This is a genomic window from Microbacterium sp. MMO-35 (genome assembly GCF_037147555.1).
GTDB lineage: Bacteria > Actinomycetota > Actinomycetes > Actinomycetales > Microbacteriaceae > Microbacterium.
Genome location: NZ_JBBCVH010000006.1, coordinates 112,065 through 131,994, shown reverse-complemented (window position 1 = coordinate 131,994; position 19,930 = coordinate 112,065). Strand labels below are relative to the sequence as shown.

22 protein-coding genes are annotated in these 19,930 nt (G+C 71.4%); 15 read left to right on the top strand and 7 right to left on the bottom strand.

The window, feature by feature from the left end; translation table 11 throughout:
* Positions 1 to 6 precede the first annotated feature (6 nt).
* From WFJ01_RS13850 to WFJ01_RS13840, 3 genes are read left to right on the top strand one after another with little or no spacing between them, the layout of a single operon-like run.
* A complete protein-coding gene (locus tag WFJ01_RS13850; RefSeq protein WP_336629362.1) occupies positions 7 to 3,705 on the top strand; it encodes a TM0106 family RecB-like putative nuclease in 3,699 nt (1,232 codons plus the stop codon).
* The gene (locus WFJ01_RS13845) at positions 3,695 to 3,856 is read left to right on the top strand and encodes a hypothetical protein (RefSeq protein WP_336629361.1); all 162 of its coding nucleotides are present in this window, start codon (positions 3,695 to 3,697) and stop codon (positions 3,854 to 3,856) included. Before WFJ01_RS13850 ends, WFJ01_RS13845 begins: the two co-directional genes overlap by 11 nt.
* Position 3,857: 1 nt before the next feature.
* A complete protein-coding gene (locus WFJ01_RS13840) occupies positions 3,858 to 4,463 on the top strand; it encodes a GNAT family N-acetyltransferase (protein WP_336629360.1) in 606 nt (201 codons plus the stop codon).
* Positions 4,464 to 4,472: 9 nt separating this feature from the next.
* Here WFJ01_RS13840 and upp read toward each other — a convergent pair whose 3' ends face one another.
* Entirely contained in the window at positions 4,473 to 5,105 is a 633-nt protein-coding gene (gene upp / locus WFJ01_RS13835; protein WP_336629359.1) for a uracil phosphoribosyltransferase, read from the bottom strand.
* A gap of 99 nt (positions 5,106 to 5,204) precedes the next feature.
* On the opposite strand from upp, the gene WFJ01_RS13830 reads away from it, so the two are divergent.
* The gene (locus WFJ01_RS13830; protein WP_251438865.1) at positions 5,205 to 5,675 is read left to right on the top strand and encodes a nucleoside deaminase; all 471 of its coding nucleotides are present in this window, start codon (positions 5,205 to 5,207) and stop codon (positions 5,673 to 5,675) included.
* 153 nt (positions 5,676 to 5,828) lie between these two features.
* On the opposite strand, the gene WFJ01_RS13825 is transcribed toward WFJ01_RS13830, so the two are convergent.
* Both WFJ01_RS13825 and WFJ01_RS13820 read right to left on the bottom strand, forming a co-directional pair.
* A complete protein-coding gene (locus WFJ01_RS13825; protein ID WP_336629358.1) occupies positions 5,829 to 6,719 on the bottom strand; it encodes an alpha/beta hydrolase in 891 nt (296 codons plus the stop codon).
* A gap of 15 nt (positions 6,720 to 6,734) precedes the next feature.
* Entirely contained in the window at positions 6,735 to 7,706 is a 972-nt protein-coding gene (locus WFJ01_RS13820; protein ID WP_292885446.1) for a cation diffusion facilitator family transporter, read from the bottom strand.
* Between the two features lie 55 nt (positions 7,707 to 7,761).
* Between WFJ01_RS13820 and proC the strand changes: the two genes are divergently transcribed.
* Positions 7,762 to 8,598, top strand: a complete 837-nt coding sequence (proC, locus tag WFJ01_RS13815; RefSeq protein WP_292885443.1) for a pyrroline-5-carboxylate reductase — start codon at positions 7,762 to 7,764, stop codon at positions 8,596 to 8,598.
* 116 nt (positions 8,599 to 8,714) lie between these two features.
* On the opposite strand, the gene WFJ01_RS13810 is transcribed toward proC, so the two are convergent.
* The 4 genes from WFJ01_RS13810 to WFJ01_RS13795 form a co-directional block, all read right to left on the bottom strand.
* Positions 8,715 to 10,307: a hypothetical protein gene (locus WFJ01_RS13810; protein WP_336629357.1), complete on the bottom strand. Its 1,593-nt coding sequence runs from the start codon at positions 10,305 to 10,307 to the stop codon at positions 8,715 to 8,717.
* Entirely contained in the window at positions 10,289 to 11,074 is a 786-nt protein-coding gene (locus WFJ01_RS13805; RefSeq protein WP_251438860.1) for an ABC transporter ATP-binding protein, read from the bottom strand. Before WFJ01_RS13805 ends, WFJ01_RS13810 begins: the two co-directional genes overlap by 19 nt.
* A 380-nt stretch (positions 11,075 to 11,454) precedes the next feature.
* Positions 11,455 to 12,126 (bottom strand): potassium channel family protein, encoded by a 672-nt coding sequence (locus tag WFJ01_RS13800; RefSeq protein ID WP_251438859.1) that lies wholly within the window; start codon positions 12,124 to 12,126, stop codon positions 11,455 to 11,457.
* On the bottom strand, positions 12,119 to 13,549 hold the full coding sequence (locus WFJ01_RS13795) for a TrkH family potassium uptake protein (protein WP_292885433.1): 1,431 nt from the start codon (positions 13,547 to 13,549) through the stop codon (positions 12,119 to 12,121). Before WFJ01_RS13795 ends, WFJ01_RS13800 begins: the two co-directional genes overlap by 8 nt.
* Before the next feature lie 76 nt (positions 13,550 to 13,625).
* Between WFJ01_RS13795 and WFJ01_RS13790 the strand changes: the two genes are divergently transcribed.
* From WFJ01_RS13790 to WFJ01_RS13745, 10 genes are all read left to right on the top strand, one after another.
* Entirely contained in the window at positions 13,626 to 14,048 is a 423-nt protein-coding gene (locus WFJ01_RS13790; protein ID WP_292885430.1) for an ArsR/SmtB family transcription factor, read from the top strand.
* A 163-nt stretch (positions 14,049 to 14,211) separates the two neighbouring features.
* Positions 14,212 to 14,406 carry a helix-turn-helix domain-containing protein gene (locus tag WFJ01_RS13785; protein WP_292885427.1) on the top strand — a complete coding sequence of 65 codons (195 nt, stop codon included), beginning with the start codon at positions 14,212 to 14,214 and terminating at the stop codon, positions 14,404 to 14,406.
* A gap of 140 nt (positions 14,407 to 14,546) precedes the next feature.
* Complete coding sequence (locus WFJ01_RS13780; protein ID WP_003792170.1) at positions 14,547 to 14,645, top strand: 30S ribosomal protein bS22; 99 nt, start codon at positions 14,547 to 14,549, stop codon at positions 14,643 to 14,645.
* A 161-nt stretch (positions 14,646 to 14,806) separates the two neighbouring features.
* On the top strand, positions 14,807 to 15,121 hold the full coding sequence (locus WFJ01_RS13775) for a rhodanese-like domain-containing protein (RefSeq protein ID WP_251438852.1): 315 nt from the start codon (positions 14,807 to 14,809) through the stop codon (positions 15,119 to 15,121).
* Positions 15,118 to 15,387: a glutaredoxin family protein gene (locus WFJ01_RS13770; RefSeq protein ID WP_251438850.1), complete on the top strand. Its 270-nt coding sequence runs from the start codon at positions 15,118 to 15,120 to the stop codon at positions 15,385 to 15,387. Before WFJ01_RS13775 ends, WFJ01_RS13770 begins: the two co-directional genes overlap by 4 nt.
* 117 nt (positions 15,388 to 15,504) lie before the next feature.
* Positions 15,505 to 15,807, top strand: coding sequence for a Dabb family protein (locus tag WFJ01_RS13765; RefSeq protein ID WP_336629356.1), 303 nt, complete (start codon positions 15,505 to 15,507; stop codon positions 15,805 to 15,807).
* 216 nt (positions 15,808 to 16,023) lie between these two features.
* Positions 16,024 to 16,842 carry a basic amino acid ABC transporter substrate-binding protein gene (locus tag WFJ01_RS13760; RefSeq protein ID WP_251438848.1) on the top strand — a complete coding sequence of 273 codons (819 nt, stop codon included), beginning with the start codon at positions 16,024 to 16,026 and terminating at the stop codon, positions 16,840 to 16,842.
* 20 nt (positions 16,843 to 16,862) lie between these two features.
* The gene (locus tag WFJ01_RS13755) at positions 16,863 to 17,654 is read left to right on the top strand and encodes an amino acid ABC transporter permease (RefSeq protein WP_251438847.1); all 792 of its coding nucleotides are present in this window, start codon (positions 16,863 to 16,865) and stop codon (positions 17,652 to 17,654) included.
* Positions 17,651 to 18,406 (top strand): amino acid ABC transporter ATP-binding protein, encoded by a 756-nt coding sequence (locus WFJ01_RS13750; RefSeq protein WP_336629355.1) that lies wholly within the window; start codon positions 17,651 to 17,653, stop codon positions 18,404 to 18,406. Before WFJ01_RS13755 ends, WFJ01_RS13750 begins: the two co-directional genes overlap by 4 nt.
* A 215-nt stretch (positions 18,407 to 18,621) precedes the next feature.
* A complete protein-coding gene (locus WFJ01_RS13745; protein WP_336629354.1) occupies positions 18,622 to 19,926 on the top strand; it encodes an alpha/beta hydrolase in 1,305 nt (434 codons plus the stop codon).
* The last annotated feature ends 4 nt before the right edge of the window (positions 19,927 to 19,930 follow it).

The window sequence follows — 19,930 nt, the reverse complement described above, 5'->3', positions numbered from 1 at the left end:
GCCCTCGTGCGCGTGATCACCCCCTCCGGATCCGACCGGAAGCGCGTGATCTGGAGTGCCACGGATCTGAAGCTCGCGGCGGAGTGCGAGTTCGCCTGGGCCCGGTCGCTGGATGCGAAGCTCGGGCGCATCGACGCCGTCGAGGATCCGGAGGATGCGACCCTCGCCAGGGCCGCCGCCCTGGGGGATGCGCACGAACTCGTGGTGCTGGACGACGACGTGGCCCGGTACGGGAGGTCGGTCGACGGCGGACCCGGCGTGGTCGAGCTGCCCAAGGTGTCGTCGAGCGATGCGGAGGGGCTCGCCGGCGTCGTCGCCGACACGATCGGCGCGCTGCGGTCGGAGGCGACGGTGATCTATCAGGCCGCCTTCTCCACGCCCGAGTTCGTGGGATTCGCCGACTTCCTCCTCCGCGACCCCGACGGGCGCTGGCGCGTGCAGGACTCCAAGCTCGCCCGCACCGCCCGCGCCACGGCGCTCATGCAGCTGGCGGCCTACGTCGACCAGCTCGACCGGCTGGGCATCCCGCGGTCGGACGAGGTCGATCTGATCCTCGGCGATCACCGCATCTCGACGCACGCCGTGCGCGACGTGCTGCCGCTGTTCCACGTGCGCCGGGCCCGGCTCCGGGCCCTCATCGCCGACCGCGGCATCGAGCAGGGCGCCGCCGGCGCGCCGCTCGCCTGGGGCGATGACCGTGGCGACCTGCAGGTCGTGGCCTGCGGACGCTGCGCGACGTGCGAGATCGAGGTCGTCGCGCATCGGGATCTGCTGCTCGTCGCCCGCATGCGGCCGGTGCAGCGCGCTCGCCTCCGCGCCGCGGGGATCGCGACGGTCGACGACCTCGCCGCGGCCGGATCCGCGCCCGACGGGATGAGCTCCGAGACGTTCGAGGCGTTGCGCGCCCAGGCCCGGCTGCAGCTCGCGGCGATGGCCGCCGAGAGCGCCGCCGCGCAGCCGGGAACGGAGGACGCGCACCCCGTGCCGCCGTTCGAGGTCGTCTCCGCGGCGGCGATCGGCATGATGCCGCGCCCCAGCCGGGGCGACCTGTTCTTCGACTTCGAGGGCGACCCGCTCTACACCGAACCGGGCCGGGGAGGACACGCGGCCGACGGGCGCTGGGGGCTGGACTACCTCTTCGGCTGGGTCGACGACGCGGAGCAGTACTCCGCGCTGTGGGCGCACGACTTCGCGGCGGAGAAGCAGGCGCTGCTCGACTTCCTCGACTTCGTGGCCGTGCGCCGGGCGGCGCATCCCGACATGCACATCTACCACTACGCGCCCTACGAGACGTCCCATCTGCAGAACATGGCGGAGCGGTACGGGGTCGGCGAGGCCGACGTGGACCGTCTGCTGCGCGAGGGCGTCTTCGTCGATCTGTATCCGCTGGTGCTGCGCACGGTGCGGATCGGATCCCGGTCGTACTCGATCAAGAAGCTCGAGCCGCTGTACATGGGCGAGGAGGTGCGCACCAGCGACGTGCAGAAGGGCGACGACTCGATCGTGCAGTACGTGCAGGCGCGGGGGCTCGCGGCCGCCGGCCGCACGGCCGAGGCCGACGCGATCCTCGCGGACCTGGCCGACTACAACCGCTACGACTGCGTCTCGACCCGGCGGCTGCGCAACTGGCTCGTGGGGCTCGCCCGGGAGGCCGGGGTGCTGCCCGCCCCTCCCGATGAGCCCGAGACGCGCGCCTACGAGCCCGCGCCGCTCTCGCTCGCGCTGCAGGCCGAGGGGCACCGCGTGCAGGAGGCCGCGCGAGAGGCGGGGCTCACCGGCGCCGAGCTCGAGCAGGCCGGGCAGCCGCACCGGGTCGCGGCCGCCGCGATCGACTACTTCCCCCGGGAGGCGAAGAGCTTCTGGATCTCGCACTTCCAGCGTCTGCGCGAGCCGGTGACCCTGTGGGAGTCCACGCGCGACGTGCTGCGGGTGGATCCGGGGCGTTCGGCGGTCGTGCAGGACTGGGGACAGGAGGAGGGCGCCCGTGCGGTCACCCGTCTCATCGACCTGCACGGCGAGCTCGCCCCCGGCAGCACGCTGGGCGTGGGCGGCAGTCCGTTCGCGCTGTACGCGTCGCCGCCGCCGTTCTTCGGAGAGTTCCCCTCGCGCGTGATCCACGTTCCGCACGAGGTCGAGATCGTCGAGGTGCGCGACGACGGATACCGGATCCGCGAGCGCTCGATCGGTGGGCAGACGTGGGACGAGCTGCCGCTCGCGCTCACGCCCGCCGCCCCGCCCCGCGTGAACTCGCTGCAGGCGACGATCGAGGAGTGGGCGGCGGCCGTGCTCGACGCCGCGCCCGCGTTCCCGCACGACGCCGCGACGGACGTCCTGCTGCGAGCGGTGCCGCGCACGGTGTCGGGGGCGCCGATCCCCGCGATGGACGGCGATGCCGCCGAGACGGGGGAACCGCGCCCGGAGGCCGCCGACGTGATCGTGCGCGGAGTGCTCGACCTCGATCGCAGCTACCTGGCCGTGCAGGGCCCTCCGGGGACGGGCAAGACCTTCACGGCGGCGCGGGTGATCGCCCGGCTCGTGAACGAGCACGGCTACCGGATCGGCGTGGTCGCCCAGTCGCATGCGATCGTGGAGCACCTGCTCGACCGGGTCGTCGCCGCGGGGGTCTCGCCGGCGCAGGTCGCCAAGGCGCCGAAGGATCCGGAGGCGGATCCCGTGTTCACGCCGATCCGCAAGGACGGGATGGCGGGGTATCTCGCCGAGCAGCACGCCGCCGGACTCGGCTGCGTCGTGGGCGGGACCGCCTGGGACTTCTCGAACACCCGGCGTGTGCAGCACGGGGAACTGGATCTGCTCGTCGTCGACGAAGCGGGCCAGTTCTCCCTCGCCTCGACGATCGCCGTGGCCGCGTCCGCGCAGCGCCTCCTCCTGCTCGGCGATCCGCAGCAGCTCCCGCAGGTGAGCCAGGGGACGCACCCCGAGCCGGTGGACACCTCGGCCCTGGGGTGGGTCATGCACGATCGGGCCGTCATCGACCCGGCGCACGGATCCTTCCTCGCGCGGTCCTGGCGCATGCACCCCGCCGTGGCGGATCCCGTGTCGCACCTCTCCTACGCGGGGGCGCTCGCCTCCGCGCCGGGTGCCGAGCTGCGCACGGTCGAGGGGCTGGAGCCGGGGCTGCACGTGCGGCCGATCCGGCACCGCGGCAACGCCACGCAGTCGCCCGAAGAGGCGGCCGAGGTGGTGCGCATCGTCGGCGAGCTGGTCGGACGCGCCTACGTCGACGGGATGGTGGCCGCGGCTCCCCGGCCCCTCGAGGAGACGGACATCATCGTCGTCGCGCCGTACAACGCCCAGAAGCAGCTCATCCTCGATGAGCTTGCGGCCGCGGGATTCCCGGATGTGGCCGTGGGCACGGTCGACAACTTCCAGGGCCGGGAGGCCGTGGTCTCGATCACCTCGCTCGCGGCATCGAGCGGCCGCGACGCCCCGCGCGGACCGGAGTTCCTCCTGCTGCAGAACCGGCTCAACGTCGCGATCTCCCGAGCGATGGTGGCCGCCTTCCTGGTGCACTCGCCCGCCCTTCTGGACGACCTGCCGTGGACCCCGGAGGGCGTGGCGCGCCTGAGCGCGTTCGCTCACCTCGTCGGGGCGGATCGGGAGGAGGATCCCGCGGCCGACGAGGCCGGGGCTGCCGTGGGCGGCCTCGTCACGACCGGAGCGCAGGGATCAGCCGGTGCACTCTGAGGCCGAGATCGCCTGCGCATCCGCGGCCTGGGTCTGGTTCCCGCGCGACAGCGAGCAGGAGAGGTCCGAGCTGCAGCTGGTCCGCTACCCGTCGCGGTTCGGCGGCGGCGTCCGCGGATCGCAGGTCGCGTCGGGCCCTGGACCCGGCTGAGGTGCTGGATCTCGCGGTCGCGCGCACGCGCGCCTGGGGGGAGGGACGGCTCGTGTTCTGGACGAACGCGGCCGACAGTCCCGACCTGGAGGACGAGCTGCGCCGACGCGGCGCCTTGCATGACGACACGGTGACCGTGTTCGCCCGCCCGATCCCGGGAGAGCCGATCCCGGTGCCCGACGACATCGACACCGTGATCGTGCGGACTCTCGCAGACGTGCGTGACGTGGATGCGGTGAGCGTCCCGGTGTGGGACCAGCTCCCCCTGGACGAACAGGGGCTCGCCGAGCAGCTCGACGAGGTGACGGCGGAGCTCGCGGCCGGGACCGGCGCCAGGGTGCTGGCCCGCATCGACGGCCGCCCGGCCGGCACCGCCGGCTGCACGGTCGCCGACGGCTTCCTGCGGCTCTGGGGTGCGGCGACGCTGCCCGGCTTCCGCGGCCGGGGCGCGTATCGCGCCGTGCTCGCCGAACGGCTGCGCCTCGGTGCGGAACTCGGTGCGACCACCGCGCTCGTCAAGGGGCGGGTCGCGACGTCCGCCCCGATCCTGGCGCGCTGCGGGTTCGTCCCTTACGGCGAGGACCGCTCCTACGTGCTGACGGTGTGACGGCGGGACTCAGACCGTGCCGTACAGGCGGTCGCCGGCGTCGCCGAGGCCGGGCACGATGTAGCCCTTCTCGTTGAGGCGCTCGTCGAGGGCGCCCAGCACGAGCGTGACGTTGCGGTCGCCCACGAGGCTCTCGATCGCGGCGACGCCCTCCGGCGTGCCCAGCAGGCAGATCGCCGTGACGTCGTCGGCGCCGCGGTCGAAGAGGAACTGGATCGCGGCGGCGAGGGATCCGCCGGTCGCGAGCATCGGGTCGATCGCGAAGCACTGGCGTCCGCTGAGGTCCTCGGGCAGCCGCTCGGCGTAGGTCGTCGGCTCGAAGGTCTCCTCGTCGCGGACCATGCCGAGGAAGCCGACCTCGGCGGTCGGGAGCAGCTTGACCAGGCCTTCGAGCATGCCGAGTCCGGCGCGCAGGATCGGCACGACGATCGGCCGCGGCTCCGAGATCTTCACGCCCATCGTCGTCGTGACCGGGGTGGTGATTTCGATCGGGCTCACCCGCACGTTGCGCGTCGCCTCGTAGGCGAGCAGTGTCACGAGCTCCTCGGTGAGCTGGCGGAACACCGGCGACGGGGTGCGCGCGTCGCGCAGCACCGACAGCTTGTGGGTGATCAGGGGGTGGTCGGCCACGTGAACGCGCATGATTACAGGGTACTGGCGTTTCCGGTTCCGTCGATCGGCAGGGCCGGCCGGCCCGGACCGGCGGAGTGATGTGCCCGGACCGAGCCCTAGGCTGGGCGCATGGCAGATCCGGATCCGCGGGCGGCGGAGGCGACGGCGATGGACCGTGCGCTCGTGCTCGCGGCCGAGGCCGCCGCGGCGGGGGAGATCCCGGTCGGCGCCGTCGTCCTGGACGGAGAGGGGCGGATCCTCGGTGAGGGGCGCAACGACCGGGAGGAGACGGCCGATCCCACCGGTCATGCCGAGATCGTCGCCCTGCGGGCCGCGGCAGCGGCCGGCGGATCCTGGAACCTCGCGGGCTGCACGCTGGTCGTCACGATGGAGCCGTGCGTGATGTGCGCCGGCGCCATCCTGCAGTCCCGGATCGGGCGGGTCGTGTTCGGCGCCTGGGACGACAAGGCGGGTGCCGCGGGTTCGCTGTACGACGTGCTGCGCGACCGTCGGCTGCCGTACCGCGCCGAGGTCGTCGGCGGGGTCCGCGAAGCCGAGGCCGCCGACCAGCTGCGCGCGTTCTTCGCCGAGCGGCGCTGAAGCGAGCGGAGCGAGCGCTTTTCGGGGTCGTCGAGCGACGACGGCGGAGCCGACCGAGACGAAACGCGGTTCTCGCGGTTCTCGCGGATCGCCGCGTTCCGTCTCGCTCGCTTCGCGTGCTCGCTCAACGACCCCGGTAGGGGTTCTGCGGGCTCAGCGGCCCCGGGGCCGGGCCGCGAGGCGCGCGAGGCGCTCCACCGCGAAGAGGTAGGCCTGGGCGCGACGGTCGAAGTAGCCGCGGTGCCGCACGCCGCGCTCGTCGACCTCCGTGCGGGAGGCATGGCCCTCGGTCGCCTCGCCGGTCTCGTCGCCGGCTCCGGGGATCGGGCCGCCGTCCGACGAGTACACGATCGCGCCCTCGATGTCCCGCGGGTCGACCGGGTGCGCCCCGAGCCGGCCCAGGGGAGCGGTGGCGTCGCTCGAGGCCTCGGTCGCGTAGAACGAGAACGACCGCGCCGACACGGCGTCGGCCACGGCGTCGGCGGCCATCCGCGTCATCCCCGCCGAGGCGATCGAGAACGCCATCGACACGGGGCCCGCCCCGTCCAGCAGGACGAGCTCGCCGAACAGCGTCGACGAGTAGGAGTACGCGAGCACCGCGATCCGGGCGGCCGGATGCTCATGGTGCAGGTGCACGAGATCGCCCGCCAGGCGCGCGGCGCCGACGGTGGCGTGCCTCGTCGCCAGGGCGGACAGGTGCGTGCCGGAGTCGTAGCCGAACCAGGCGACGGTCGCGATCCGCCCCGATCCGCCGCGCAGCAGGCTCGCACGGATCGTGTCGGCGCAGAGCGCCTGCGTGATCTCCGCCCACGCGGGGAACGCGGCGAGGTCGGTGTCGATGCTGTGCAGCACGACGGCGATGAGATCGGCCGCACCGAGGTCGCCGAACGCGACGGCGGCGCGCGGCTCCTCGCCCTCGAAGAACAGCGAGATCAGGCGGGCCTGCGGATCCGCCTGCAGGACGTCCCGGACGTGCTGCAGCTTCTGCCGCGCATCGGCCGACAGCGACGGGTCGGCCAGCGCCTCGGCGAGCGGGTCGACCATGGTGGATCCGCGCGGTCAGTCCGCCGAGCGCAGCACGAAGGCGTCGGTGGAGGGCGAGGGATCCAGCGCAGGCCGGTAGATGTCCGGCTCGAGGTAGATGACCCGTGCCGCGGGCACGGCCGCGCGGATGCGGCTCTCGATCGCGTCGATGTCATCGGCCGCGGCGCGGACGGTCTTGTCCGAGGTGAGCGCGATCTTGGCGGCGACGAGCAGTTCGTCGGGGCCGAGGTAGAGGGTCTTGATGTGGATGAGCTTCTCGACCTCGTCGCCCGCGTGGATCGCGTCCACGATGCGGTCGTGGTCCGCGTCGTTCGCTCCCTCGCCGACGAGCAGGCTCTTCGTCTCGACGCCGAGCACGATCGCGATGAGCACGAGCAGCAGGCCGATCATCAGGGTGCCCAGGGCGTCGAAGACCGGGTTGTGCGTGATGAGCGTGAGGCCGACCCCGAGCAGGGCGAACAGCAGACCGGCCAGGGCGCCGGTGTCCTCGAGCAGCACGACGGGCAGCTCGGGCGCCTTCGCGCGACGGATGAACGAGATCCACGACTGCCCGGCCGGGCGCACGTGGTTGCTCTCCTTGATCGCGGTGCGCAGGGAGAACGACTCGAGCACGATCGAGACGATGAGCACGGCGAGCGGCAGCCACCACCAGGTGCGATCGATCTCGTGGGGTTCGACGAGCTTCTGCACGCCCTCGTAGATCGCGAAGACACCGCCGACGGAGAACAGGATGATCGACACGACGAAGGCGTAGACGTAGCGCTCGCGGCCGTACCCGAACGGGTGCTCGCGGTCGGCGCCGCGCCGGGCCTTGCGCCCGCCGAGCATGAGCAGCAGCTGGTTGCCGGAGTCGGCGACCGAGTGGATCGCCTCGGCGAGCATCGACGCGGATCCGGAGAGCAGCCAGGCGATGAGCTTCGCGAGCGCGATGCCCATGTTCGCGAGGAACGCCGCCAGGATCGCCTTGCCGCCACCGGATGCACTCATGCCACGAGTCTAAAGCGGCGGCGTGGGTTGCGCCGCCGCCTCGTAGGATGGCGGCATGGTCGAAGCGCTCCCCTCTGTCGCGTTCCTCGGTGCCGGATCGATGGGGGGTGCGATCCTGCGCGGCGTCGTCGCGAGCGGGATCCCCGTCGACGGCGGCATCACCGCCACCAACCGCACCGCGGCGCGCGCGGCGGAGCTCGACGGGCTCGCGGGCGTGCGCTCGATCGCGCTCGAGCAGGAGGCGTCCGGCAACGCGGTCGCCGCCTCGGCGCGCATCGTCGTGGTCGGGGTGAAGCCCGCGATGGTGCCGGACCTGCTCGACGAGATCGCCCCGCATCTGCGCGAGGACGCGATCGTGGTGAGCATCGCCGCCGGTGTCACGCTGGCGACGTTCGCCGCGCACCTGCCCGCCGGGACGCGCGTGCTGCGCTCGATGCCGAACACCCCCGCCACCGTGGGCCGTGCGGTCACCGGCCTCGCCGCGGCCGCCGACGTCACCCCGGAGGAGCGCGCGCTCGTGCGCCGCCTGTTCGAGACCGTCGGATCCGTGATCGAGGTCGAGGAGTCGCAGATCGATCCGCTCTCCACGATCTCCGGATCCGGTCCCGCCTATGTGTTCCTGCTGATCGAGGAGCTCACGAAGGCCGCGATCGGCAAGGGCTTCGCCGAGTCGGAGGCCCGCCTCATGGCCGAGCAGACGTTCATCGGCGCCACCGCCCTGCTCGAGGCCTCGGGCGAGGACCCCGCCGAGCTGCGCCGCCGCGTGACGAGCCCGAAGGGCACGACCGAGCGCGCCGTCGCGGTGCTGCAGGAGGCCGACCTCGCCGCGCTGTTCGCCCGGGCCACCGACGCCGCTCTCGCCCGGGCTCGCGAGCTCGCCGCCGGCGCCTGAGCAGGCGAACAGGGCAGCGACCGACGCGAGACATCGCTTCCCGCTTGAGACACCGCGACAGGCGCGATGTCTCAAGCGGAACACGGTGTCTCAGGGATCCGCCGTGAGACGCTCGCTCAGCCCTCGCTCGAGACCTCGGCGAGCACCTCGGGCCAGCGGCGGTCCAGGATCCGGCCGCCCAGGGTCGTCCCCGCCCAGATCGCCAGCCCGCCGAACACCAGCGCGCAGGCGAGGCTCAGCCAGCCGAGCCAGGGCGTCCAGATCGCGGCGATCGCGAGCCCGAACGCCGGGCCGCCGATGATGAGGCTCAGCGGCGCGATGATGAGCATCGCGAGCATCGACTGCACGCCGCCCGAGGACCCGCGTCCGAACGGGTTCGCCTCCGGCGCCGGGGCACGACCGGGCAGGAAGGCGCCCGTCCAGACGCCGGCGGCGGCCGAGACGGCGCCCAGCCCGAGGGCGGCGCCGAGGCTCGCCGGCACGAGATCCATGCGCCCGGCCAGCATGCTCGCCGCCACGCACAGCACGACGGTGATCGGGACGGCGATGATGCCGAACCCGAGCACGCGCCCCGCCCGATCCGCCCTCCCCGGCACGCCGGTGTGGATGTGCAGGGCGATCGCATCGTTGTCGTAGGCGATCCCCAGCTGCAGGACCGTGCCGATGAGCAGGGCGTTGATCGCGGGGACGAGGATCGTTCCGTCGCTGAGCGCGAAGGATCCCGTGCCCCGTCCGTTCATGAGCGCCATCCCGATCAGCAGCGCCGGCAGCAGCAGCATCATCACGGTGTTGATGACCTGACGCGGATCGCGGCGCGCGTAGCGCATGGTGCGGGCGGCGATCGCGCCGACGGCGGACGCCGGCAGGACGCGGTCCAGCAGGCCGCCGGAGCGCACCCGCCCGCCGCCGCGGCTCTGGACCGGGGCGACCAGGCGCGCGGCGAGCAGTCCGCGCGCGGCGAACCACAGCGCGACCACGCACGCCAGCGCGACCAGCAGGCGCAGTCCCGCACCCGCGAGGTCGCCGGCCGCGAGCGCCGCGGAGACGCCGAACACGGCGCCCAGCGGCGTCCACCCCGCGGCGTCGGCGATCACCGGCAGGAGCGCGGAGGGATCGGAGAGCTGGGCGAACGCGCGGATCATCACGTTGATGAGCAGCCCCGAGCAGGCCACCACGAGCACCGCCACCGTGACCACCAGATCCCGCATCCGCCGGCCCGCCAGCCAGCCTGCGAGCAGGCCGCTGACCACGCGGGCGCCCAGCACGCAGGTGGCGAGCGCGACCGGGATCAGCACCACGGCGGAGATCAGGGCGAGCGGGCTCACCGACCAGCCCACGAGCATGAGCAGCAGGGCAAGGGTCGTGCCGATGCCGCCGATCGTGGTGATCCCGGCGACCACGAGCCCCGGCAGCAGGGAGCGCGCCGTGACCGGCAGCAGCGCGAACCGCTCGGGCGCGAGCGTGTCGTCGGCGCTGACCACGATCGATCCGATCCACCACACCAGCACGATCGCGGATCCCACGACCACGAGCGTGCGCACCGCGGCGTCGGGGGCGGCGATGCGCAGGGCCACCAGTCCGGCCGCGAGGGCAGCGAGCAGCCCCAGCGCCACCATCGCGGACACGATGACCGAGACGATCAGCCACGGGTTGCGGCCGAACTGGTGCCCCAGCTGCCGCCAGCGCAGTCCTACGAGGAGCGCAACCATGCGAGCGTCTCCGATCCGAGCTCGTGTGCGCCGACCAGGGAGAGGAAGCGCTGCTGCAGGGTCTCGCCGGCGCGCACCTCGTCGAGGGTGCCGTTGGCGAGCAGCCGGCCCTCGGCGACGATCGCGACGCGGTCGCACAGCGACTCCACCAGTTCCATCACGTGGCTGGAGAGCACCACGGTGCCGCCTCCGGCCACGAACGAGCGCAGGATCTGCCGGATGGTCTCGCCCGAGACCGGGTCGACCGCCTCGAGCGGCTCGTCCAGGATCAGCAGCCGGGGAGCGTGGATGAGCGCGCACGCGAGCCCGATCTTCTTGCGCATGCCGGCGGAGTAGTCGACCACGAGGGTGGTGCCGGCGTCGGCGAGTCCGAGCGCCGCGAGCAGCTCGCCGGCGCGGGCGGTGACGTCCGCCTCGCTCATGCCGCGGAGCAGGCCGGTGTAGCGCAGCAGCTCGGCGCCGGTGAGGCGGTCGAGCATCCGCACGCCGTCGGGGAGCACCCCCATGCGCCCCTTCGCGGCCGCGGGATCCCGCCAGACGTCCGCGCCCAGCACCTGCGCCGAGCCCGCGTCGGGGCGCAGCAGGCCGGTGGTCATCGCGAGGGTCGTGGTCTTGCCCGCGCCGTTCGGGCCGAGCAACCCCAGCATGGATCCGGCGGGGACGTCGAGCCAGAGGTCGTCGACGGCGACCTTCTGCCCGAACTGCTTGCGCAGGCCCTGCAGCGAGAGCACCGGTGGTGCGGCGGTGGGGGCGGTGGAGTCGATCATGCCTCCATCCGACCATGCCGTCAGAGCTCGCGGCATCCGCCGCGAGGCGGATATCCCCGCCGCGCACCCTCCCTCCCGCCCTCCCGCGCGCTCCCCTCCCGCGCCCTCCCTCCCGCGCCCTCCCTCCCTCCCGCTCTCTCCCGCGAAACCGATCCTGCATCCCGAGACAGCGGATGAGAACGTCGGTCTCGGGACGAGAGTTCGGTTTCGCGGTCGCCGGAGGGGCAGCGCGCCGGAGGGGCAGCGCGGGAGGGGGCGCGGCGGAGGGGCCCGCGGGAGGGGGCGCGGCGGAGGGGCAGCGCGGCGGAGGGGCAGCGCGGCGGAGAGGGGGCGCGGCGCCGAGAGGGGGCGCGGCGCGGCGGAGGGGGCTCGGAGGGGCGTCAGCGGTCCAGCGAAGAGAACCGCTCGATGTCGCTGTTCGTGCCGGAGACGATGACGAGGTCGTGGTTCGTGACCACGGTGTCGGCCTCGGCGTAGCGGAACGGCTTGCCCGGGCTCTTCACCCCGACCACGGTCACGTTGTATTTGCTGCGCACGCCGGACTGGTTCAGCGGCACGCCCCGGATGAACTTGGGTGGGTACATCTTGGCCAGCGCGAAGTCGTCGTCGAAGCGGATGAAGTCGAGCATGCGCCCGCTGACGAGGTGCGCGACGCGCTCCCCGGCCTCGCGCTCGGGGTACACCACGTGGTTGGCGCCCACGCGGGCGAGGATCTTTCCGTGCGACTGCGAGACCGCCTTCGCCCAGATCTGCGGCACCTTGAGATCGACGAGGTTGGCCGTGATGAGCACAGAGGCCTCGATGGACGAGCCGACCGCGACCACGGCGACCTGGAAGTCCTGGGCGCCGATCTGGCGCAGGGCGTCGATGTTGCGGGTGTCGGCCTGGACCGCGTGCGTGACGCGCTCCGACCACTTCTGCACGAGTTCGAGGTTGGTGTCGATCGCGAGCACCTCGCGGTCGAGCCGGTCCAGCTCGCCGGCGCACGCGGCGCCGAACCGGCCGAGCCCGATCACGAGCACCGGAGCGTCGTTGCGCAGCACTTCAACCAACGATGGGCCTTTCCACGGGCAGCGAGTAGAGCTGCGTCCGGCTGGTCGCGGCCACGGCCGCGGCCAGAGTCACTGTACCAACGCGCCCCATGAAGATCGTGGCGGCGAGGATGTAGGTCGCGGGATCCGGGAGGTTCCCGGTGACGCCGGTGGACAGTCCCACCGTGCCGAACGCGGAGACCACGTCGAAGAGCACCTCGTCCACGGAGAACTTCGTGATCTGGCTGATCGCGATGGTCGAGACCGCGACGATCGTGGCCCCCCACGCGACGACGCTGAGCGCGACGCGCTGCACGTCGGAGGGGATCCGGCGGCCGAACGCCTGCACGGAGGGCCGGCCCTTGGCCTCGCTGACCACGGCCAGCGCGAGCACGGCGAGGGTCGTGACCTTGATGCCGCCCGCGGTGGACGCGGAGCCGCCGCCGACGAACATGAGCATCGACGCGGCCAGCATCGAGGATCCGTTCAGATCGCCCATGTCCACGACGTTGAAGCCGCCCGAGCGCGTCATGGCGGAGAGGAAGAACGCCTGGAACGTCGTGTCGCCGGCGTCCATGGATCCGAAGGTCTTCGGGTTGTCGAACTCGAGGAGCAGGAACACCGCGGCGCCGATGACGAAGAGCACGACCGTGGTGATGATCGTGAGCTTGCTGTGCAGCGACCACCGTCGCACGTGCCAGCGCTGGCGGGCGAGGGTGTAGATCACGGGGAAGCCGAGGCTGCCGAGGAAGACCCCGAGCATGAGCACCGTGAGCACGTAGTAGTTCTGCGCGAACGGCGCGAGGCCGCCCGGGTTCGGGGTGAACCCGGTGTTCGTGAACGCCATCGCGGAGTAGAACGGCGCCTCCCAGAGGGCCGTGACCGGATCCACGCCCGCGGTGAGCAGGGCGGGGTAGAGCAGCACCATGAGGCCGGCCTCGATCGCGAACGCCGAGATCGCCACCGTGCGCAGCAGCGCGCCGACCTCGCCGAGGCGCACGGTCTGGCTCTCGTTCACCGGGCCGCCGTGCGCGCGCATCGGGTTGGTGTCGCCGGCGGCGATGAGCTTGGCGCGCAGGCCGAGGCGCTTGGAGATCACCAGGCCCATCACGCTCGCGAGCGTCAGCACGCCGAGGCCGCCGATGTTGACACCGACGAAGATCACGCCGAGGCCGAAGCCCGACCAGTGCGTCGCCATGTCGACGGTGGACAGGCCCGTGACGCAGATCGTGGAGACGGCGGTGAAGAGCGCGTCGGCGAGCGGGGTCACGGTGCGATCCGCGCTCGCGATGGGCAGCGAGAGCAGCGCGGTGGTGATCAGGATGAGCGCCGAGAACACGACGATCGCGAATCGTGACGGGGAGGACGTCGTGAGGGTCTTGACGATCCGGACGATGCGGCGGGCGATCTCGGAGAAGGATCGCGCGGGGATGCTGCGCGCCATGGTGCGGCCCCTCCGATCCTCCGTCCGCCAAGCCTTCGTCATGGTACTCCGCCTCCGGCGCGGCTACTGTGAAGGCATGACCGACATCTTCGACGTGATCGCCGACGGCACGAGACGGGACATCCTTCAGCTCCTGCGCCAGCGGTCCGAAGAAGGGGATGCGGGCACCAGCGTGACCCAGATCGTGAGCGAGCTCGGGATCAGCCAGCCGACGGTCTCGAAGCACCTCAAGGTGCTGCGCGACGCGGAGCTGGTCACCGTCCGTGAGGACGGACAGCGCCGGTTCTACAGCATCGAGGCGGCGCCGCTGGAAGAGGTGGACGACTGGCTCGTGCCGTTCCTCGCCGACGCCTACGGCGACTCGGCCCCCGACATCTCCGGCCTCGCCGCCGTGCCGCCGCTGTCGGACGGCGCCGCGCACGCGGCCGAGGTCGTCGGCCGTGCCGCGGCCAGTGCCAAGCACGTCGTGCAGACGGCGCTCAAGCGGCTCGGGGCCTGATCCGGCCGGCCGGGAGGCGGCCGAGCGGATCGCGCGGTCCGGCACAGGCCGAGCATCGGTGGGTCACAGCTGTCACACGGGTTTACAGCCGTCTCCATCAGCCCCTACAGTTGTCGCATCCCGCCGCACAGGGCGTGCCGCGGGCCGAGGGGGGTAGATGGGGATGCCCGAACCGATTCCGGATGTGCGCTTCCTGACGGTCGCCGAGGTGGCCGCGATCATGCGCGTGTCCAAGATGACGGTGTACCGGCTGGTGCACGCGGGCGAACTGCCGGCGATCCGCTTCGGACGCAGCTACCGCGTGCCCGAGTCCGCGGTCACGGCGGCGCTGCACAACCCGGTCGCCGATGCCGGCTGACGCCGTCGAGGGAGCTCCCGCACGCGATGCGTCGGGCGACCGCGGCGCGGTGCGCTAGACTGTTCCGAGGCATTTTTCCATGCCCCGATCCCGGGCGTCGTCCGTGTGCGACGCCCAGCCCCTGACGTAGTGAGGTTTCCGTGGGTTCTGTCATCAAGAAGCGCCGCAAGCGCATGGCGAAGAAGAAGCACCGCAAGCTGCTTCGCAAGACTCGCCACCAGCGCCGCAACAAGAAGTAAGCGGCTGCGCCGATACGGCCGGTCAGTCATCGACCGGAGGTCGTTGACGCGCAAGTCACTGAGCGCCCCCGATCGTTCCGATCGCCGGGGCGCTTCGTGCATTCCGGGCCCGGGGCGACCCGACGCGCCGGCGCGCCGCCGGGTCTGGAAGAATCGGATCCATGAAGACGATCACCGTCGCCCAGCTGGCCGAGCGCGCCGACACGCCCCTCATCGACGTGCGCGAGCGCAGTGAGTTCGCCTCGGGCCACGTGCCCGGCGCCGTGAACCTGCCCATGTCGGAGATCGGCGATCTGCTGCACGAGCTGCCCGACGGCGCCTTCGACGTCATCTGCCAGCTCGGCGGACGCTCGGCGCGCGTCGTCGAGGCGCTCGAGGCGCGCGGCTACGACGTCACGAACGTCGAGGGCGGCACGGCAGAGTGGATCGCCGAGGGGCGCGAGGTCGAGTTCCCGGCGGAGGATCCCCGGCCGTGATCGCACTGACCCTGATCGGCAAGCCCGACTGCCACCTCTGCGAGGTGGCCTCGGACGTGGTCGACGCGGTCGTCGCGGAGCTGCCGGACGCGCTCGCCGAGGACATGGAGATCACCGAGCTCTCCATCCTCGACGACCCGGCGCTGTACGAGAAGTACTGGGAGAAGATCCCGGTCCTGCTCATCGACGGCGAGGTGCACGGCCACTGGCGGATCTCGCCCGACCGGCTGCGCGAGGCGCTCGCCGCGCGGGCGGACGCTCGCTGAGAGCACCGAGGGACCGGGATCCGCGGATCCGGGACCACCGGCGGGAGCCGCGAGCGGAGGGCGCGTCGGCGAGCGCGCAAGGACAGCAGAGAGACAGCGAAGAGGAAGAGTGCAGCGATGGCCCTGCGGCATGTGGTGACCTGGAAGATGGCGACCGAGGATCCGGCGCAGCGCGCCGAGCACGCGGCGGGGATCGTCGCGCGGCTGCAGGGGCTCGTCGGCGTCGTGCCGTCGATCCGTGCGCTGTCGACCGGGGTGAACGCGCTCGAGATCGACGGGAACTGGGACGTCACGCTCGTCGCGGACTTCGACGACGCCGCGGGCCTCGACGCCTATCAGGTGCATCCGGCGCACCAGGAGGTCGTCAGCTACGTGCGCTCGGTCGCGGGCGGACGCTCCGCCGTGGACTTCGAGATCTGATCCGGTCGCGGGATCCCGGAGACAGCGTCTCGGATCCCAGATGATCCGCCGGGCGCGCCGCGGCCGCGGAGGCGCGGGATTCCGCGGCGACGGGCGCGCCGATACCGAACCGAGACACCCGCGCGCCCCGTTCCGTTACCCGGCAGTAACACGAGCGTGTCAAGATTGTCGGCAACCCGCACCAGGACGCCCGCGTCCTCGACACAGGAGTCGCACATGGAACGTCGCTCGAAGCTCGCCTACGGACTCGCCCTCGCGGCGGCCGCCACCCTCACCCTCGCCGGGTGCTCGACCGGGGCGTCGTCCGACCCGACCGCGAGCGCGGCCGGGGGCACGGACTACGGCCTGATCACCGCCGGCACCCTCACGGTCTGCTCGGACATCCCCTACAAGCCCTTCGAGTACGAGGAGACGGCCGGCTCCGGCCAGTACACCGGCTTCGACGTCGACCTGCTCACCGCGATCGGCGACAAGCTCGGCCTCAAGACGCAGTTCCAGGTCACCAACTTCGACACGCTGCAGTCGGGCACCGCGCTGCTCGCCGGACAGTGCGACATGGGCGCCTCGGCGATGACCATCACCGAGGACCGCAAGAAGAACATCGACTTCTCCGACGGCTACTACGACTCGCTGCAGTCGCTGCTCGTGAAGACCTCCTCCGGCATCAAGGACATCAACGGCCTGAGCGGCAAGAACGTCGGCGTGCAGCAGGGCACGACCGGAGAGAACTACGCGAAGGAGCACGCCAAGGGCGCGAACCTCGTGCAGTTCTCCGACGACGGCGTGCTGTGGCCGGCGCTGCAGGGCGGTCAGGTCGACGCGATCCTGCAGGACCTCCCGGTCAACGTGCAGCACGAGAAGGACGACCCCTCCTACAAGGTCGTCGAGACCTACAAGACCGACGAGCAGTACGGCTTCGCGTTCGCGAAGGGCAAGAACGAGGCCCTGCGCAAGGCGGTCAACGAGCAGCTGAAGGCGCTCAAGGACAACGGCGAGTACCAGAAGATCTACGACAAGTACTTCACCGCGAAGTGACCGGGGTCTGATCAACGCCGATGGCCCTGAAGAAACGGACCCGCACGCGGGTCTATCACTACACCGTCTACGCGGTGATCATCGCGCTCATCATCTGGGCCGTGATCGCCACCGACTGGCCCACGGTCGCGAAGCAGTTCGCGAATCCCGAGGTCGCCATGAAGCTGCTCCCGGGCATCATCACGGTCGGCTTGAAGAACACCGTCCTCTTCACGATCTACTCGTTCTTCGGCGGCTTGATCCTCGCGGTCGTGCTCGCCCTGATGAAGCTGAGCGACATCCCGCCGTTCCGCTGGGCGGCGACCGTGTGGATCGAGTTCTTCCGCGGCATCCCCGCGCTGATCACGATCTTCGGCTTCGGGATCATGCTGCCGATCGCGACGAAGGTCACGATCCCCGGGGCGCCGGTGGGCGCCGCGGTGCTCGGCCTCATCGTGGTGTCGTCGGCCTATATGGCCGAGACGATCCGCGCGGGGATCCAGGCGGTGCCGAAGGGACAGACGGAGGCCGCACGATCGCTGGGCATGTCCTCCGGCCGCACGATGTTCTTCATCGTGCTGCCGCAGGGCTTCCGGATCATCATCCCGCCGCTCACGAACGAGTTCGTGCTGCTGCTCAAGGACACCTCGCTGTTCTTCGTGATCGGTGCGACCCCGCTCACCTATGAGCTGACGACCTTCGCCCGCAACGGGCTGTCCACCTATGCGAACGCCACGCCGCTGGTCATGGCGGCGCTGCTGTACCTGATCGTGACGCTGCCGTTGACGCGGCTGACGGCCTGGCTCGAGCGACGGATGGCGAGGGAACGATGAGCACCGACCTGATCAATCTGAGCGCCCCCGCGATCGACATCCAGGGCCTCATCAAGCACTACGGCGACAACGAGGTGCTCAAGGGCATCGACCTGACGGTGAACGCCGGCGAGGTCGTCTGCGTGATCGGCCCCTCCGGATCCGGCAAGTCGACGCTGCTGCGCTCGGTGAACATGCTCGAGGAGCCGACCGGCGGGAAGATCGTGATCGAGGGGATCGACATCACGGATCCCGACATCGACATCGATCGGGTGCGCGCGCGCATCGGCATGGTGTTCCAGAGCTTCAACCTGTTCCCGCACATGAGCGTGCTGGGCAATCTCACGATCGCCCAGCGTCAGGTGAAGAAGCGCGGCAAGGCCGAGGCGGAGAAGGTCGCCCAGGAGATGCTGGAGCGGGTGGGCATGGGCCACAAGGCCGACGCCTATCCGAGCCACCTCTCCGGCGGTCAGCAGCAGCGCGTGGCGATCGCGCGCTCGCTGTGCATGAATCCCGACATGATGCTCTTCGACGAGCCGACCTCGGCGCTCGACCCCGAGCTCGTGGGCGAGGTGCTGCAGGTCATGCGCACGCTCGCCGACGAGGGCATGACGATGATGGTCGTCACCCACGAGATGGGCTTCGCCCGGGAGGTCGGCTCTCGGCTGATCTTCATGGACGGCGGGCACATCCTCGAGGAGGGCGACCCTCGCGAGGTGCTGGCCAACCCCCAGCACCAGCGCACGAAGGACTTCCTGGCGCGCGTGCTCTGACGCCGCCGAGCGGAGCCCCGAGCCCGCCGGCGCATCCGGACTCCTGTCCCGGTGCGCCGGCGGGCTCGTCGCGTCGGCGGGGGATCTTATCCGGGGCCGCGCGTGTTCATAGGCTCCTCCAAGCTCCGGCAAAGCGCGCGTACCGATGACGCCGAGCGGGCACCGATTACGATGAGTGGTCGCCACCGCCCGGGGGCGGGAGAGCGAAGGTCCCCATGCTGCGCTGGCTGCTGGAGCTCGACCTCGTCGACGGCCCGGTGCCGTGGACGATCTGGATCCTCGCCGCCGCCGGCGCGGTCGCGCTGCTGATCCGTCCGCTGCGGCGGCGCTGGATCGTGCGGGCCGGGATCGGGATCCCGCTCGGGGCGCTCGTGGGATGGTTCCTGGTGGTGTGGGCCGACGTGACCAAGGCGTTCGAGCTGCCGATGCCTCCGGATGTGAAGTGGTGGACCACGGGCGGATTCGCCCTGCTGGCCCTGTCGATCGTGAGCCTCTGGCGGTCGCGCTGGTGGCAGAAGGCGATCGGGATCCTCACCATCGTCACCTCCGTCCTGTCGATGTTCCTCGGCATCAACCTGGCCTTCGGGCTGGATCGCTCCCTCGGCGAGATCCTCGGGGTGAACACCCTGGCCTCGGCCGGAGGGTTCGCCGCGCCCCTGACGACCCCCGCCCCGACGACGCCGCTCTCCGAGACATGGCACGCACCGGCGGGCATGCGCAAGAGCGGGGAGACACGGGTGCTCTCCGGCGACCTCAAGATCCCGTCGACGGGCGGGTTCGTCCCCCGGGACGCGAGCATCTACCTTCCCCCCGCCGCGCTCGTCAAGGATCCGCCGGCGCTGCCCGTGATGGTGCTCATGATGGGCCTTCCCGGCAGCCCCAACCCGCGCGCCGTCGCGGGGGTGCTCAACGGCTTCGCCGCCAAGCACCAGGGCCTCGCGCCGATCGTCATCGTCGCCGACCAGCTGGGCTCGCAGACGCAGAACCCCGGCTGCGTGGACTCGAAGGCGTTCGGCGGCGTCGAGACCTACTTCAACACCGACATCCCGAACTGGATCCGCACGCATCTGCGGGTGCTTCCCGATGCGAAGGACTGGACGATCGCGGGCTACTCGAACGGCGGCGCCTGTTCCTTCATCTACGGCGCCCGTCACCCCGAGATCTGGGGGAACATCGCCAACACCTCCGGCGAGCCGTGGGCCGGCTTCGCCGACCCCGCCTCGGTGCTCAAGCCGGTGTACGGAGGAGACCAGGCCGCGTTCGACGCGAACAAGCCCGAGGCGATCCTCCGGGAGCACCCCGGTGCATACGCCGACCACTGGGCGGTCTTCTCCGCCGGCGCGCTGGACAAGAAGTACGGCCCGGCGAACCGGACCTCGGCCGATCTGGCCGAGGCGGCGGGATTCCGCACGACCTTCCATCTCATCCCGAACGCGACGCACAGCGGACCCGGTCTGTACGGAGGCCTCGCCGAGGCGTTCTCGGTACTGTATCCCCGGTGGGGATTGGCGGCAGGATGAGGAT